Raw genomic sequence first — 15650 nt, 5'->3', positions numbered from 1 at the left:
AGCCTGTGATACGCGAAAATTTGAGAATTATGGTCTCGTCGACAGGATTAGGCTTGCAGAATCCAAACAATCCCCCGGGAGCCGCGCCATGGCCACGCCATCCGCACCGTCAGACCGTCTCGACATGCTGAACGCGCTGGCCCGCAAGGCGCTGTGGCTGTCGTCCTGGACCATTCATCACGCCAACCACATCCGGCCGAACATTGACGGCCTCAAGGTCGGCGGCCACCAGGCTTCCTCGGCCTCGCTCGCGACCATCATGTCGGCGCTGTACTTCTCGGTGCTGCGCCCGGAGGACCGCGTCGCGGTGAAGCCGCATGCCAGCCCGGTGTTCCACGCCATCCAGTATCTGTTCGGCCGGCAGACCCGCGAGAAGCTGGAGAATTTCCGCGGCTTCAAGGGCGCGCAGTCCTATCCCTCGCGCACCAAGGACATCGACGACGTCGATTTCTCGACCGGCTCGGTCGGCCTCGGCGTCGCTCAGACGCTGTTCTCGTCGCTGGTGCAGGACTACGTCAAGGCGCATGGCTGGATGAAGGACCGCCGCGAAGGCCGCATGATCGCGCTGGTCGGCGATGCCGAGATGGACGAGGGCAACATCTTCGAGGCGCTGGCGGAGGGCTGGAAGCACGGCCTGCGCAACACCTGGTGGATCGTCGACTACAACCGCCAGAGTCTCGACGCAGTCGTGCGCGAAGGCCTGTGGGAGAAGTTCGAAACCATGTTCCGCAATTTCGGCTGGGACGTGGTGATCGTGAAATACGGTCGGCTGATGCGTGAGGCGTTTGCGGAAGCCGGCGGCGAGGCGTTGAAGCGCTGGATCGACAACTGCCCGAACGCGCTCTACGCGGCGCTGTGCTTCCAGGGCGGCGCCGCCTTCCGCAAGCACATCCAGGACGACATCGGCGATCAGGGCGACGTCACGCGGCTGCTCGACAAGCGCAGCGACGACGAGCTGCTGGCGCTGATGTCCAATCTCGGCGGCCACGACATGGCGAGCATGCTGGAGGCGTTCGAGTCCATCGATCACGACCGCCCGGTCTGCTTCATCGCCTACACGATCAAGGGTGTCGGCCTGCCGTTCCAGGGCCACAAGGACAATCACGCCGGCCTGATGACCGTTGCGCAGATGGAGAAATGGCGCGCCCAGCAGAACATCCGCCCCGGCCATGAGTGGGACAAGTTCGAAGGCCTGAAGCAGGACCCGGCAAAGCTGGAGGCGTTTCTCGCCGCCGTGCCGTTCAATCGCGACGGCCGCCGGCTTGACGATGCTGTGTTCGACGTGCCGGAGCGGCTGACGTTCACCGCGGCGGCGCAGATGTCGACGCAGCAGGGCTTTGGCCTGATCCTCAACGATCTCGCGCGCAGCGACTCCGCGATGGCCTCGCGCATCGTGACGTCGTCGCCCGACGTGACGGTGTCGACCAATCTCGGCGCCTGGGTCAACCGGCGCGGCCTGTTCGCGCGCGCCGAGAAGGCCGACCTGTTCCGCAGCGAGAAGATCCCGTCGACCTTCAACTGGGCGGCCTCGCCCAAGGGACAGCACATCGAGCTCGGCATCGCCGAGATGAACCTGTTCATCATGGCCTCCGCGCTCGGCCTGTCGCATGCAATCAATGGCGCCCGGCTGCTGCCGATCGTGACGCTCTACGATCCCTTCATCGAGCGCGGCCTCGATGCGTTGAACTACGCCTGCTATCAGGATGCCCGCTTCATGGTGGCGGCGACGCCGTCGGGCGTGACGCTGGCACCGGAAGGCGGCGCGCATCAGTCGATTGCGACACCGCTGATCGGCATGGCGCAGGACGGGCTGTCGTCGTTCGAGCCGGCCTTCGTCGACGAGCTCGCCGCGATCATGAAATGGGGCTTTGCCCATATGCAGCGCGAGGCAGGCGAGGGCGGCTCGCTGTATCTGCGGCTGTCGACGCGCACCATCGATCAGCCGCAGCGGATCATGACGCCGGAGCTGGAATCCGACATCGCCGCCGGCGCCTATTGGCTGCGCAAGCCGGGACCGAATGCCGAGGTGATCGTCGCCTATACCGGCGCCCTTGCTCCGGAGGCGATCGAGGCGACCGGTCTGATCGGCGAATCCCGGCGCGACGTCGGCCTGCTCGCGATCACCTCGGCGGACCGGCTGCATGCGGGATGGACGGCGGCGCGCAGCCTGCGCCGGCATCGCCGCGGCGTGCAGCATCTCAGTCATGTCGAGCAGTTGCTGGCGCCGCTGCCGCGCGATTGCGGCATCGTCACCGTGATCGACGGCCATCCGGCGACGCTCGGCTGGCTCGGCTCGGTGCGCGGCCATCGTGTCGAGGCGCTCGGCGTCGAAAAGTTCGGCCAGACCGGCACGATCGACGATCTCTATCGCCACAACGGCATGGATGCCAACGCGATCATCGATGCGGCCGAGAGCCTCACCGGCGCTCCGGTGCGGCATCGCAAGATGGCGGTGTGAGGGCGGGGGGAAGAGGGGGCTGAAAACAGCTGCGCCGTCTCCCCCACCTGGATGAAGGAGACGGCGTCGCAACTTGGAGCAAAAAGGGCTAGGTGCTGAAAAGCTTCGCAATAAAAACTGGCGAAGTCATTCGTTGTGAAATGTTTTCCAGCGTCCTTTCGAGATGCTGGGCTGTCTATGAAGGAGAGAGTAACCGGCACGACCGGGCCACGATGTGAAGCAGTTCACATGTTGAAAATGAATCTGCGGACTTGGGAATTCTGCCATCCGGAATGATCGCCGCAATCGCATTTGCTGCGATGCAAAATGGAGCGGCGACGAAACGCAGGGCCGTCGGCTTGCGCCGGTCGCGGCCTTGCTCCTATATCCGCGAGACGCAACCCCGGTCCCCGCATGTGGCGGGTTCATCCCGCGGATCGTTCGTGCCAGGATGCCGGCCCGCGCGCTGCCGCCCCCTCCATATGCTTCCACGTGAAGAGGTTTTCCGATGGTCAATCGCCTGCAATTCTACATCGACGGCGCCTGGGTCGATCCCGTCGTCAAGAAGTCCACGCCGGTCGTGAATCCGGCGACTGAAGAGGCGATGTACGAGGTTGCGCTGGGTTCGAAAGCCGATGTCGACAAGGCCGTCGCCGCCGCCAAGCGCGCCTTCGAGACCTTTTCGCAGACCTCGCGCGAGGAGCGCGTCGCGCTGCTCGAAAAGATCATCGCCGTCTACAAGGGCCGCATGAAGGAGATTGGCGCTGCCGTCTCCGACGAAATGGGCGCACCGCTGCCAATGGCGGAGAAGCTGCAGGCGGGCGCCGGTCTCGGCCATCTGATGTCGACGCTCGATGTGCTGAAGAAATATGAGTTCGAGGAGACGTTGCCCGCATCCGTGGTGGTGCGCGAGCCGGTCGGCGTCGTCGGCATGATCACGCCCTGGAACTGGCCGCTCAACCAGATCGCCTGCAAGGTCGCGCCGGCGCTGGCCGCGGGCTGCACCATGATCCTGAAGCCGTCGGAGTTCACCCCGACCTCGGCGCTGATCTTCGCCGAGATCCTGCATGAAGCCGGCGTGCCGAAGGGCGTGTTCAACCTGATCAACGGCCTCGGGCCGGAGGTCGGTGCCGCCATGAGCGAGCATCCGGACATCGACATGATCTCGTTCACCGGCTCGACCCGCGCCGGCATCGACGTCGCCAAGCGCGCCGCGCCGACCGTGAAGCGCGTCAGCCAGGAGCTCGGCGGCAAGTCGCCGAACGTGATCCTGGAGGGGGCCGATCTGGTCAAGGCGGTGACCGGCGGCGTCATGCACATGTTCAACAATTCCGGCCAGTCCTGCAACGCGCCGTCGCGCATGATCGTGCCCGCCGCGCGGATGAAGGAAGTGGCTGCCATCGCGAAGGGCGTTGCCGACAAGACCAAGGCCGGCGATCCGCGTGGCGAAGGCACCACGATCGGCCCGGTCGTCAATCGCGGCCAGTGGGACAAGATCCAGGCCCTGATCAACAAGGGCATCGAGGAGGGCGCCACGCTCGTCGCCGGCGGTCCCGGCCTGCCCGAGGGCGTCAACAAGGGCTTCTACGTGCGGCCGACGATCTTCGCCGACGTCAAGCCCGAGATGACGATCTCGCGCGAGGAGATCTTCGGGCCGGTGCTGGTGATCATCGGGGCCAAGGACGAGAACGAGGCGGTGCGTATCGCCAACGATACGCCCTATGGTCTTGCCGGATACGTCACGGCCCCGACGATCGAGAAGGCCCGCGAGGTCGGCCGCAAGATCCGCGCCGGCAACGTCAACCTTCAAGGTGTCCCGAACGATCGCACCGCGCCGTTTGGCGGCTACAAGCAGTCCGGCAATGGCCGCGAATGGGGCCGCTTCGGTCTCGAGGAATATCTCGAGGTCAAGGCGGTCGCGGGCTACAACGCGGCCTGATCGGTGAGAGTGCGTAGGGTGGGCAAAGCGCAGCGTGCCCACCATTCACGCCAACAACGAAGCTGGTGGGCACGGCGCTCTGCGCCTTTGCCCACCCTACTCGGTGGAAGCTTAGCCCCCCAGCGCGCCCTGTGTATTCACGTAGAGCGCGTAGATCGACTGGCTGGCGGCCATGAACAGCCGGTTGCGCTTGAGGCCGCCGAAACAGACATTGGCGCAGCGCTCGGGCAGAGCGATGCGGCCGATCGGCGTGCCATCTGGCGCGAACACCATGACGCCGTCGAGCTCAGGGCTGCCCATGCCCCAGCCGCACCAGAGATTGCCGTCGACGTCGCAGCGCATGCCGTCCGGCGTGCCCGCCCCGGCATCGATGTGGACACGCTTGTTCGCAAGCGTCGCGCCGTCGGTGGAGACGTCATAGGCGAGGATCTTGCGGGTCGGCGCGCCGCGGGATTCGACGACGTAGAGGATGCTCTCGTCGGGCGAGAAGCACAGCCCGTTCGGCCCCAGCACACCCTCGGCGACGATGGTCGCCCGGCCGGTGGTGCCGTCGATCCGGTACACGTTGGCGTCGATCTCGGGCTCGGCCTTGTAGCCCTCGTAGTTGCCGAGCAGTCCGAAGGTCGGATCGGTGAACCAGATCGAGCCGTCGGATTTGACCACGACGTCGTTCGGCGAATTCAACCGCTTGCCGTCGAAGCTGTCGATCAGCACCGTGATCGAGCCGTCATATTCGGTGCGGGTGACGCGGCGGCCGCCATGCTCGCAGGTGACCAGCCGGCCCTGCCGGTCGCGGGTGTTGCCGTTGGCGAAGTTGGAGGGCTTGCGGAACACCGAGACAGCCCCGGTCTCCTCCTCCCATTTGAGGATGCGCTGGTTGGGAATGTCGCTGCACAAGAGATAGCGGCCGTCGCCGAACCACACCGGTCCTTCGGCCCAGCGCAGGCCCGTCGCCAGCCGCTCGACGGCCGACAATTTGAGCCAGTATTTCTCGAAGCGCGGATCGAGCGCCTGGATCGCCGGATCGGGATAGAAGGTGGCAGGGCGAAAGCCCTGGGCGTGAGCGTTTCCGTCGGACATCTGGCCGGTCCTGTTATTGCACCGTTACGATCTCTGCTATCATCCGCAAGCAATGACCGCAAACCTGCGGGCCGAACACGAGGGATGAAATGCCACGTATCTTGATGACCGGAGCGAGCGGTGGAATCGGCACTTCCTTGCGGAAGCTGCTGCCGCCGATCTATCCGGACCTTCTGCTCAGCGATCTCCGACCGCCTGCCGATCTCTCCAGCCAGGAGACGTTCAAGGCGGCCGATCTTGCCGACCTCTCCCAGGTCGAAGCACTGTGCGAAGGCATCGACGGCATCATCCATTTCGGCGGCTATTCGGTCGAAGGTCCATGGAATGACATCCTGCAGGCCAACATCATCGGCGGCTACAACCTGTTCGAGGCGGCTCGCCGCAAGGGCGTCAAGCGCGTGGTGTTCGCGTCGTCGAACCACGCGGTTGGTTTCTATCCGCGCCATCGCAAGATCGACAACGACGTGCAACCGCGTCCCGACGGCCGCTACGGCGTCAGCAAGGTGTTCGGCGAAGCGCTCGGCTCGCTCTATGCCGACAAGCACGGGCTGAAGGTGACGTGCATCCGCATCGGCAATTTCGGCGACAAGCCGCTCGACCGGCGCCGGCTGTCGATCTGGCTGAAGCCGGAGGATCTGGTCCAGCTCTGCCGCATCGGGCTCGAGCATCCGGACATTCATTTCGAGGTGCTCTATGGCGCCTCGTTGAACGAGCGCGCCTGGTGGGACAATCAGCGCGCCTACGATCTCGGCTATCGCCCGACCGGCCGCGCCGAGGATTTCCGCGAGCATGCTTTTGCGGAGCAAGCCAAGCTGCCCGCCGATCCGATCGGCGACTACTTCCAGGGCGGCGCTTTCTGCACCACCGAGTTCGATGGCGACACCAGCCGGATCATCGACTGGGGGTAATTGGGCGTCGTCGTTCCGGGGCGCGTCCGCAGGACGCGAACCCGGAATCTCGATGTGAGGGCGCAAGACAACTTCTGGATTCCGGGTTCGCGCTTCGCGCGCCCCGGAATGACGTTGAGAATGAAAGAAGAGAAGACCATGACCGATGGATTGCGCAAGGGACTGACCGCTTACGGCGATGCCGGCTTCTCGCTGTTCCTGCGCAAGGCCTTCATCAAGGCCGCCGGCTATTCGGACGACGCGCTCGACCGGCCCATCGTCGGCATCACGAACACCTACAGCGACTACAATCCCTGCCATGGCAACGTGCCGCAGATCCTAGAAGCGGTGAAGCGCGGGGTCATGCTGTCCGGCGCGATGCCGTTCGTGTTTCCGACCATCTCGATCGCGGAGAGCTTTGCGCATCCGACCTCGATGTACCTGCGCAACCTGATGGCGATGGAAACCGAGGAGATGATCCGTGCCCAGCCGATGGATGCGGTTGTCGTCATCGGCGGCTGCGACAAGACCTTGCCGGCGCAGATCATGGCGGCGGTGTCGGCCGACCTGCCGACGGTGGTCATCCCCGTAGGGCCCATGGTCGTTGGCCATCACAAGGGCGAGGTGCTCGGGGCGTGCACCGATTGCCGGCGTCTGTGGGCCAAGTATCGCGCCGGGGAGATGGACGACAGCGAGATCGAGGCGGTCAACGGCCGGCTCGCGCCGTCGGTCGGCACCTGCATGGTGATGGGCACGGCCTCGACCATGGCCTGCATCACCGAGGCGCTCGGATTGTCGCTGCCGATGAGCGCAACGATTCCCGCGCCGCATGCCGAGCGCTTCCGTTCGGCCGAAGCCAGCGGACGCGTCGCAGCCGAGATGGCCAAGGCCAAGGGGCCGAAACCGAGCGAGCTGCTGACGCCGTCCGCCTTCAAGAATGCGCAGGTGGTGCTGCAGGCAATCGGCGGCTCTACCAATGGCCTGGTGCATCTCACCGCGATCGCCGGCCGGACTCCGCACACAATCGATCTCGATGCCTTCGACCGCATCGGCCGCGAGGTGCCGGTGCTGGTCGACCTCAAGCCGTCCGGCGATCACTACATGGAGCACTTCCATCATGCCGGCGGCGTGCCGAAGCTGATGAAGCAGCTCTGTGATCTCATCGATCTCGATTGCCGCTCGATCACCGGCCAACCGCTGCGCGACATCGTGGCAGCCGCCGAGGACGTGCCGGGGCAGGACGTGATCCGCTCGCGCGACGACGCGATCAAGCCGGAGGGCGGGCTCGCGGTGCTGCGCGGCAACCTGGCGCCGCGCGGAGCCGTCATCAAGCATTCGGCAGCGAGCCCCAAGCTGCTGCAGCATACCGGGCGCGCCGTCGTGTTCGAGTCGGTGGAGGACATGACCCTGCGGGTCGATGATCCCGATCTCGATGTGTCGGCCGATGACGTGCTGGTGCTGCGCAATGCCGGCCCCAAAGGCGCGCCGGGCATGCCGGAGGCCGGCTATCTGCCGATCCCGAAGAAGCTCGCGCGCGGCGGCACCAAGGACATGGTGCGCATCTCCGATGCGCGCATGAGCGGCACCGCCTTTGGCACCATCGTCCTTCACATCACCCCGGAGTCCGCCGTTGGCGGGCCGCTGGCGCTGGTGCGGACCGGCGACATGATCCGGCTCGACGTCGCCAAGCGCAGCATCGACCTGCTGGTCGACGACGCCGAGCTGGACCGGCGCCGAGCTGCGCTGATGCAAGCCCCGACGCCGGAATGGGCGGAGCGCGGCTATGCGCGCCTCTTTCATGAGACGATCCTGCAGGCCGACGACGGCTGCGATTTCGACTTCATGCGCCGGAAAGGGAAGGGGTGAGCGCAGTCCTACTTTCCTTTGCTGGTGAACCGCTTCACGGCGGCGCGGAATTCATCCGTGTGCATGCAGTTGATGATTGCGTCGCGCTCGGCGGCGAGCTGGTCTTCGACCGCGCTGGTCGGTGCGCGATGGATCAGCGCCTTGGTCGCCGCGAGCCCAGCTGGCATGTTCTGCGCCAGCCGCGCAGCCAGCGCGTCGGTAGCTGCGACGAGCTCGGAGGCCGGGACGATTTTCGCAACCAGTCCCCATTCGTATGCCTGCGCCGCCGTGAGGCTGTCCTCGGCCAGGAATATCTGCAGCGCGCGCCGCACACCGACGGTCGCAACGACACCGACCGTGCCGCCGCCGTCGGGCGAGACGCCGAGCTTGGCATAGGCCGGCGTGAAGCGCGCATCCTCGGCCGCAATGCAGAGATCGGCCGCGAAGGCCAGCGACATTCCAGCACCGGCGGCGGAGCCGTGAACGCTGGCGAGCACGATCTTGTGCATGCGCCGCAGGCTCGCGATGAAGGCATGATAGTGATGCAGCAGCTCGCTCACGACGGCCGTGATGGTGTCGGCCTCGGCTGCAGCCCCGATGGTCTGCAGGTCGCCGCCGGCGCAGAAGGCGCGGCCTTCGCCCTTGAGGACGAGCACCCGGATGGTCGGGTCCGCCTCGACCTGCGCCGCGAGCTGTTCCAGGCGCTGCGCGATGGCGAGGTTGATGGCGTTGAACGCTGCCGGTCGGTCCAGCGTGATGGTCGCGATCGGGCCGTCAATGCTCAGGCGAGCGGGGTCCGCGGCTGCGTTCGACATTCAATCCTCCCTTGCATGGTTGTTGCCGCATTTAAAGCGCACAGCAGGCCGGTGACAATGCCGGGGAAGTCTGCGACAACCCGGCTCGGCTGGCATGACGGGAGGTAAACCCGCAGCAGACAAGGCGTGCAAACACGGGATATGGACAGAATGGGGCAGGACGCAGTGACGAAGGGACCGGTTGTGATCGTGGGTGCGGGGCATGCGGGTTTCCAGCTCGCGACCTCGCTGCGTCAGGCAGGCTTTGCCGATCCCATTCACCTGATCAACGACGAGCCGCATCTGCCCTATCAGCGCCCGCCGCTGTCGAAGGCGTATCTGAAGGGCACCGGCGGTCCCGAAACCTTGATGTTTCGGCCGCAGAAGTTCTACGCGGACCAGACCATCGATCTCGTCTATGATCGTGCCGTCTCTGTTCAGCGCGATCAGCGCAAGGTGTTGTTCGCCTCCGGCAGGACGCTCGACTATGGGCACCTCGTGTTCGCGACCGGTGCGCGCAACCGCCTGCTCGACATTCCCAATGCCAGCCTCCCGGCGGTCCGTTACTTGCGCATCCTCGACGACAGCGAAGCGCTCAGGACCTTGCTGGGCGATGCCAAGCGGGTCGTCGTGATCGGCGCCGGCTTCATCGGTCTCGAATTCGCGGCGACCGCACGCATCAAAGGGCTCGAGGTCGACGTGCTCGAGCTCGGCGCGCGGGTGATGGCGCGGGCCGTGACCGCCGAGATCTCAGACTACTTCCAGAAGCAGCATGCGGAAGCCGGCGTGCGCATCCATCTTGGCGTGCAGGCCACCAGCATCGAGGCCGACGGCAACAACGTCACCGGCGTCAGCCTCAGCGATGGTCGGCACATCCCCGCTGACCTCGTCGTGGTCGGCGTCGGCGTGCTGCCGAATGTCGAGCTCGCGGCGGAGGCTGGATTGCAGGTCGGCTCCGGCATCGTCGTCGACGAATATCTGCTCACCAGCGATCCGCACATCTCGGCCATCGGCGACTGCGCCCTGTTCGTCAGCCAGCGCTTCGGCGGGACGCTGCGGCTGGAGTCGGTGCAGAACGCCACCGATCATGCCCGCTGCGTTGCGGCGCGGCTGACGGGCGACGTCAAGCCCTATGACGGACAGCCGTGGTTCTGGAGCGACCAGGGCAACGACAAGCTCCAGATCGCGGGGCTCACCACCGGCTATGACCAGGTCGTTCTGCGCGGTGACCCGGCGCAAAAGGCGTTCTCCGCGTTCTGTTACAAGGAGGGCCGGCTGGTCGGCATCGAGTCGGTCAACCGCGCCGGCGACCATATGTTCGGCCGCAAGTTGCTTGCTGCGGGCGGCACCTTGGATGCAGCCAAAGCCGCCGATCCCAGCTTCGACCTGAAGAGCGCTCTCGCTTAGAGCAGCGCGCGCACCTCCTCTGCGGTCGGCATCGAAGGGCCGGCACCCATCCGCTGCACCGAGATCGATGCGGCGATGTTGGCATAGCCGATCGCATCCGCGATCGCCGCGCCCTGCGACAGCCGCGCGGCCAGCGCGCCGACGAAGCAGTCGCCGGCGCCGGTGGTGTCGACGGCCTTGACCGCGCGGCCTTCGACCAGCCTGGCCTCGGCGCCAGAAACCGCGACCGCGCCGCGCGCGCCGAGCGTGACGCAGACCGTCTGGTCGTCGCGAGGCTCGAGCGCGCGAACCGCCTCATTCACCTGCTGCGGCGTCGGCGCGTCGCCGAGCTCGATGCCGGCCATGAAGCCGAGCTCGGTTTCGTTGAGCACGAGCACATCAACCAGCGCAAACAGCGTGCTGTCGAAGGCGCTCGCCGGGGCGGGGTTGAGGATCGTGGTGGCGCCGGCCGCTTTGGCACGCTGGAAGAACGCGGTAATGGTCGGCTGCGGAATTTCGAATTGGCTGATGGCCACATCGTCCGCTGCCAGACTTACCTGGGCCACATCGTCGGCGCTGACCTCGGCATTGGCCCCCGGGATCACCACGATCGTGTTGTCGGCTTGTGCGAGCGTGATGATCGCCGTTCCGGTCGACGCACCGGCGCTGTCCTTGACGGCGGCGAGATCGATGCCCTGGCCGGTGAGGAACGCGCGCAGCTGCTCGCCGAAGGCGTCGCGGCCGAGTCGGCCGATCAGCGCCGTCGGCGCGCCGAGCTTGGCTGCGGCGACCGCCTGGTTCGCTCCCTTGCCGCCGGGAAAGTACATCACCGACCGGCCGGCGACGGTCTCGCCGATGCGCGGATGGCGCTCGGCCGTCGCCACCACATCCATGTTGATGCTGCCGGCGACGACGACCCGCCCCATCCGCTTGCTCCCCACAACCGCTAGACGCGCGCCTCGAATTCCTGCCTGACCAGCTCGATGTCGGCGAGAGTCGGCAGGCCGGCCTCGTTGCCGAGCTTCTGGATCTTGAACGTCGAGGCCGCGCGCGCGAACTCGAAATGCTCCTTCCAGCCCTTCGCCGGATTGGCGAGGTACGAATACACATAGGCGCCGTGGAAGACGTCGCCGGCGCCGTTGGTGTCGATCACGCGCTCGCGCGGGATCGGATAGGCCGGCAGCGTATGCACGGCGCCGACCTCGTCATACCAGAGCAGGCCCTTCTCGCCCTGGGTGACGCCGCCAATGCGGCAGCCACGGCTCTTCAGGTAGTCGAGCATCTTCTCCGGCGTGAGATCCATCTGCTCGCACAGCCGCTCGGCTACGATCGCGACGTCGATATATTCCAGGAGCTCATGGGTGTTGGCGCGCAGGCCGCCGCCGTCGAGCGAGGTCAGGACGCCGGCCTCGCGGCACAGCTTGGCATAATGCAACGCGGCGTCGGGCTGGTGGCCGTCGACATGCAGCGCCCGGCAATTGCCGAGATTGAGCAGCGGGAACGGGTGGATATGCGCATCGTCGCGGCAACGCACGATCGCGCGTTTGCCGTCCTTCGGCATGATGAAGGACAGCGAGGAGGCATTGACCTTCCGGGGGTGGACGGAGATGCCGTATTTCGCGGTCATGTCCTGGAACATCCGCCCGAGCCAGTCATTCGCGACGGTGGCGATCAGGTCGGGCACGATGCCGAGCTTGGCGCAGCAAAATGCCGCAGTCACCGCATTGCCGCCGAACGAGACGGCATAGTCGGAGGCCACGTGCTTCTCGTCCCCCGTCGGCATGTGGTCGGTGATGAACGTCACGTCGATGTAGGTCTGTCCGATGAAGAGGGCCTGCATTGCCATTTCTGTCTCACTAGGGGGTGATTGCGGCCCCGGCGCCGCAGATTAGCAAGCGGTCAAAGCGGATCAACGCTGAAATTCTTCGTCAAATCGTCACCATGGTGGTTGAGATCGGCCCTCTGCTACCGGTGGCCCCCTGCCGCCGGCGCTCGGGTCGCGCTATGGTTGCCGGCCTGCAGAAACGCAGATTCGGGAGTGGAATATGACTGTCTATGCGGGTCCGGTCTTCGAGATGGCCACCAATCAGTTCAACGTGATCGCCGACCATCTTGGCATCCCAGCCGACGAGCGGGACCGGCTTCTCTTGCCGAAGCGGGCGATCACCGTCTCGTGTCCGATCCACAAGGATGACGGCACGATCGCGGTCTATGAAGGCTACCGGGTCCAACACCTCCTGACCATGGGACCGACCAAGGGCGGCACGCGCTTTGCTCCCACTGTCGACATCGGCGAGGTGGCGGCGCTGGCGATCTGGATGAGCTGGAAGTGCGCCCTCGTCGGGTTGCCTTATGGCGGCGCCAAGGGCGGCGTCAACGTCGATCTGTCCAAGCTGTCCCGGCGCGAGCTCGAATCGCTGTCCCGCCGCTACATGCAGGAGATGATCCCCTTCGTCGGGCCGCACACCGACGTGATGGCGCCCGACATGGGCACAAACGAGCAGGTGATGGCGTGGTTCATGGACACGTATTCCATGTACCAGGGGCAGACGGTGATGGAGATCGTGACCGGCAAGCCGGTGTTCTCCGGCGGCACCTTGGGTCGCCGCGAGGCGACCGGCCGCGGCGTCGCCCATGTGTCGAGGCGGGTGATGGATGAGCTGGGCATCGACCCGACCAAGTCCACCGCGGTCGTGCAGGGCTTTGGCAATGTCGGCTCCTATGCCGCGCTCGGCTTCCACCAGATGGGCATGAAGGTGATTGCGGTCAGCGATCACACCGGCGCCCTCCATGATCCCCGTGGTCTCGACATCCCGGCCTTGATGGCGCACGCCGCCAGGCACGGCAGCATTGCCGGCTTCTCCACCGAGCTCGCCTTCGATCCGCGGGAGATCCTGACCCTGGCCTGCGACATCCTCGTGCCGGCGGCTGTCGAGCGCGTGATCGACGCCAAGGTGGCGGCGAACCTGAAATGCCGCGTCATTGCGGAAGCCGCCAATGGCCCGACCACGCCGGATGCCGATCTGGTGCTCGACCAGCGCCGCAACGAGATCTTCCTCATTCCCGACATTCTCTGCAATTCCGGCGGCGTCATCGTCAGCTATTTCGAATGGGTGCAGGATCTGCAGCAGCTGTTCTGGGAGGAAGAGGAGGTGATGCGCAGGGAGTACCAGATCCTCGACCGTGCCTTCGAGCGCATGCTGACGCGCGGCAAGGTCGACGGCATCTCCCACCGGACCGCGGCGATGGCGATCGGAGTGGAGAAGGTGCGCGCTGCCAAGAACTCGCGAGGGCTGTTTCCGTGATCACCCGGCTCGACCACGTCGTCGTCCTGCTGCAGGACATCCAGGCCGGCAGCGCCGCCTTCGAGACGCTGCTGGCGCGCAAGCCGTCCTGGCAGAATTCGGGCGAGGGCGCCGATCGCGTCCTGTTCACGCTCGACAATATGAGCCTGGAGCTGATGGCGCCGGCGGGCCAGAGCGTGGCGGCCGACCGCATCCGCAACGTTATCAAGATCTGGGGCGAGGGGCTCGCCAGCATCTGCTTTGCCACCAACGACATCGCCAAGATGCATCGCAGATTGGAGCGCGTGGCGCTGAAGCCGGACCCGATCACCGAGGTCGAGAACACCGATCGCGTCTCGGGCCAGACGCTGCATTGGAAGCGCACCCGCGCCATGACCGATCTCACGCGTGGCGTGCGCATGTTCTTCCTCGAGCTTGCCGAGCCGCGCCCGCCGTCCGCCAAGACCGCCGATACGGCCGTGCTCGGCCTCGACCATATCGTGATCTCGACCGAGGATCCCGAACGCGCCGCCGCGCTCTACGGCGCGCGGCTCGGGCTCGACATGGCGCTCGACCGCAGCCATCAGGAATGGGGGCAGTTGATGTTCTTCCGCTGCGGCGACCTGATCGTCGAGGTGGTGAAGCGGCCGGTCGCCGGCAACGACAAGGCCCATGACAAGCTGTGGGGCCTGAGCTGGCGTGTCGCCGACATCGAGGCGACGCGCGCGCGGCTGCTCGCCGCCGGCCTGCAGGTCTCCGAGCCGCGCGCCGGCCGCAAGCCGGGCACGCGGGTGATGAGCCTCTACAGCGGCACCTGCGGCATCCACACGCTGATCCTCGAGAAGACCCCGCGCGCGGCGGAGTGAGGTCGAAGCCGAGCCGACGGATGCCCAGGCGATCGACTATCAAGCCTATGTGAACGTGCTGAATGCTGCGCGGAGTGCTGGTGTGAGTCACTTCGTGCTGCTGTCCGCCATCTGCGCGCAGAAGCCGGTGCTGGCGTTTCAGAAGGCCAAGCTGGCGTTCGAAGCGCATCTGCTGGAGCAGGGGCTGACCTACTCGATCGTCCGCCCGACCGCGTTCTTCAAGTCGCTGTCGGGACAGGTCGCGCGGGTGAAGCAGGGCGGGCCGTTCCTGGTGTTCGGCGACGGCCGCCTGACGGCGTGCAAGCCGATCAGCGATGCTGATCGATGCTGATCTCGGCGACTATCTGGCCGGGTGCCTCGATGACGGGAGCCGCTGGAACCGGGTGTTGCCGATCGGTGGCCCGGGTCCTGCCATCACGCCGATCGAGCAGGTTGAGCACCTGTTCGCGCTGCTCGGACGCAAGCCGCACTTCCGGCACGTCCCGGTGGCGCTGCTCGATGTCATCATCGGCGGCCTCGATGTTGCCAAGCGGATCGTGCCATCGCTCGCCGACAAGGCGGAGCTCGCCCGCATCGGCCGCTACGACGCGACCGAGTCGATGCTGGTGCTGAACCCCGCGACCGGCCGCTACGACGCTGACGCCACGCCCTCGACGGGATCGGAGACACTGTTCGACTACTACGCCAGGCTGATCCGCGGCGAGGCGACCGCCGAGCGCGGCGATCACGCTGTGTTCTAACCTCGATCTCTCCGCGTCATTGCGAGGAGCGCAAGCGACGAAGCAATCCAGAGTCGCGGGCGCGGCCCTGGATTGCTTCGCTTCGCTCGCAATGACGGTGAGATGAGACATGCGGTCTTCTTCTCGCGGCGCGTTCCGCGTCCGAGCTTTGCTGATCGTCCTGCCCTCTCCTGGAAGAGGGCACGGGGAATGCCGGGCGCTGGCCGCACCCATGGCCCGCCTGCGGAAAAAATGCAGGCGGCAGGAACCACAGGTTCAGCCGAGAACACCCGGCATTCCCCGCGCGATGGTTTTCACGCTTATACGCGATCTCCCCGGTGTCCGGCTTGTTAGCTGTGGTCTTCCAGGAGGTTGTCCATCCGGTCTGAACCGAGGAAGCTGAGGTTGCGAAG

At 65.8% G+C, this 15650-nt stretch carries 11 protein-coding genes and 1 pseudogene; 8 read left to right on the top strand and 4 right to left on the bottom strand.

From position 1 onward, the window contains the following. The first annotated feature begins 88 nt into the window (after positions 1–88). Positions 89–2458, top strand: a complete 2370-nt coding sequence (locus QW881_RS17975) for a transketolase (RefSeq protein WP_315758528.1) — start codon at positions 89–91, stop codon at positions 2456–2458. 487 nt (positions 2459–2945) lie between these two features. Further along, the gene (locus tag QW881_RS17970; RefSeq protein ID WP_315758529.1) at positions 2946–4376 is read left to right on the top strand and encodes an aldehyde dehydrogenase family protein; all 1431 of its coding nucleotides are present in this window, start codon (positions 2946–2948) and stop codon (positions 4374–4376) included. A 111-nt stretch (positions 4377–4487) separates the two neighbouring features. Here QW881_RS17970 and QW881_RS17965 read toward each other — a convergent pair whose 3' ends face one another. Continuing rightward, positions 4488–5456, bottom strand: coding sequence for an SMP-30/gluconolactonase/LRE family protein (locus tag QW881_RS17965; protein WP_315758530.1), 969 nt, complete (start codon positions 5454–5456; stop codon positions 4488–4490). 89 nt (positions 5457–5545) lie between these two features. Between QW881_RS17965 and QW881_RS17960 the strand changes: the two genes are divergently transcribed. Together QW881_RS17960 and QW881_RS17955 are read left to right on the top strand one after the other, a co-directional pair. Then, positions 5546–6364, top strand: a complete 819-nt coding sequence (locus tag QW881_RS17960) for an NAD(P)-dependent oxidoreductase (protein WP_315758532.1) — start codon at positions 5546–5548, stop codon at positions 6362–6364. 138 nt (positions 6365–6502) lie between these two features. Further along, positions 6503–8209 (top strand): IlvD/Edd family dehydratase, encoded by a 1707-nt coding sequence (locus tag QW881_RS17955; protein WP_315758535.1) that lies wholly within the window; start codon positions 6503–6505, stop codon positions 8207–8209. An 8-nt stretch (positions 8210–8217) separates the two neighbouring features. On the opposite strand, the gene QW881_RS17950 is transcribed toward QW881_RS17955, so the two are convergent. Further along, on the bottom strand, positions 8218–9003 hold the full coding sequence (locus QW881_RS17950) for an enoyl-CoA hydratase/isomerase family protein (RefSeq protein ID WP_315758536.1): 786 nt from the start codon (positions 9001–9003) through the stop codon (positions 8218–8220). Between the two features lie 150 nt (positions 9004–9153). On the opposite strand from QW881_RS17950, the gene QW881_RS17945 reads away from it, so the two are divergent. Continuing rightward, positions 9154–10389: an NAD(P)/FAD-dependent oxidoreductase gene (locus QW881_RS17945; RefSeq protein WP_315758537.1), complete on the top strand. Its 1236-nt coding sequence runs from the start codon at positions 9154–9156 to the stop codon at positions 10387–10389. Here the strand turns inward: QW881_RS17945 and rbsK are convergent. Both rbsK and QW881_RS17935 read right to left on the bottom strand, forming a co-directional pair. Next, on the bottom strand, positions 10386–11294 hold the full coding sequence (gene rbsK, locus QW881_RS17940; protein ID WP_315758539.1) for a ribokinase: 909 nt from the start codon (positions 11292–11294) through the stop codon (positions 10386–10388). The two genes, QW881_RS17945 and rbsK, sit on opposite strands and share 4 nt — an antisense overlap. Positions 11295–11314: 20 nt before the next feature. Then, positions 11315–12208, bottom strand: coding sequence for a sugar kinase (locus QW881_RS17935; RefSeq protein WP_315737711.1), 894 nt, complete (start codon positions 12206–12208; stop codon positions 11315–11317). 205 nt (positions 12209–12413) lie between these two features. Here QW881_RS17935 and QW881_RS17930 point away from each other — a divergent pair, with 205 nt between their 5' ends. The 3 genes and pseudogenes from QW881_RS17930 to QW881_RS17920 all read left to right on the top strand — a co-directional run. Continuing rightward, positions 12414–13673, top strand: coding sequence for a Glu/Leu/Phe/Val dehydrogenase (locus QW881_RS17930; RefSeq protein WP_315758540.1), 1260 nt, complete (start codon positions 12414–12416; stop codon positions 13671–13673). Further along, positions 13670–14518: a VOC family protein gene (locus QW881_RS17925; protein WP_315758541.1), complete on the top strand. Its 849-nt coding sequence runs from the start codon at positions 13670–13672 to the stop codon at positions 14516–14518. The genes QW881_RS17930 and QW881_RS17925 overlap by 4 nt, the downstream gene beginning before the upstream one ends. A 13-nt stretch (positions 14519–14531) precedes the next feature. Continuing rightward, positions 14532–15258: pseudogene (locus tag QW881_RS17920) on the top strand (NAD(P)H-binding protein); the annotation flags it as partial. Between the last annotated feature and the right edge of the window lie 392 nt (positions 15259–15650).

The sequence above is a fragment of the Bradyrhizobium sp. SZCCHNS3016 genome (assembly GCF_032484535.1).
Lineage (GTDB): Bacteria > Pseudomonadota > Alphaproteobacteria > Rhizobiales > Xanthobacteraceae > Bradyrhizobium.
The sequence above is the reverse complement of the archived record's forward strand: the minus strand, read 5'-3'. Positions and strand labels throughout refer to the sequence as shown.

Bases quoted from the DNA above. Each gene is read 5' to 3' on its own strand.
- QW881_RS17975 (WP_315758528.1), top strand. From the start codon at position 89: ATGGCCACGCCATCCGCACCGTCAGACCGTCTCGACATGCTGAACGCG.
- QW881_RS17970 (WP_315758529.1), top strand. From the start codon at position 2,946: ATGGTCAATCGCCTGCAATTCTACATCGACGGCGCCTGGGTCGATCCC.
- QW881_RS17965 (WP_315758530.1), bottom strand. From the start codon at position 5,456: ATGTCCGACGGAAACGCTCACGCCCAGGGCTTTCGCCCTGCCACCTTC.
- QW881_RS17960 (WP_315758532.1), top strand. From the start codon at position 5,546: ATGCCACGTATCTTGATGACCGGAGCGAGCGGTGGAATCGGCACTTCC.
- QW881_RS17955 (WP_315758535.1), top strand. From the start codon at position 6,503: ATGACCGATGGATTGCGCAAGGGACTGACCGCTTACGGCGATGCCGGC.
- QW881_RS17950 (WP_315758536.1), bottom strand. From the start codon at position 9,003: ATGTCGAACGCAGCCGCGGACCCCGCTCGCCTGAGCATTGACGGCCCG.
- QW881_RS17945 (WP_315758537.1), top strand. From the start codon at position 9,154: ATGGGGCAGGACGCAGTGACGAAGGGACCGGTTGTGATCGTGGGTGCG.
- rbsK (WP_315758539.1), bottom strand. From the start codon at position 11,294: ATGGGGCGGGTCGTCGTCGCCGGCAGCATCAACATGGATGTGGTGGCG.
- QW881_RS17935 (WP_315737711.1), bottom strand. From the start codon at position 12,208: ATGCAGGCCCTCTTCATCGGACAGACCTACATCGACGTGACGTTCATC.
- QW881_RS17930 (WP_315758540.1), top strand. From the start codon at position 12,414: ATGACTGTCTATGCGGGTCCGGTCTTCGAGATGGCCACCAATCAGTTC.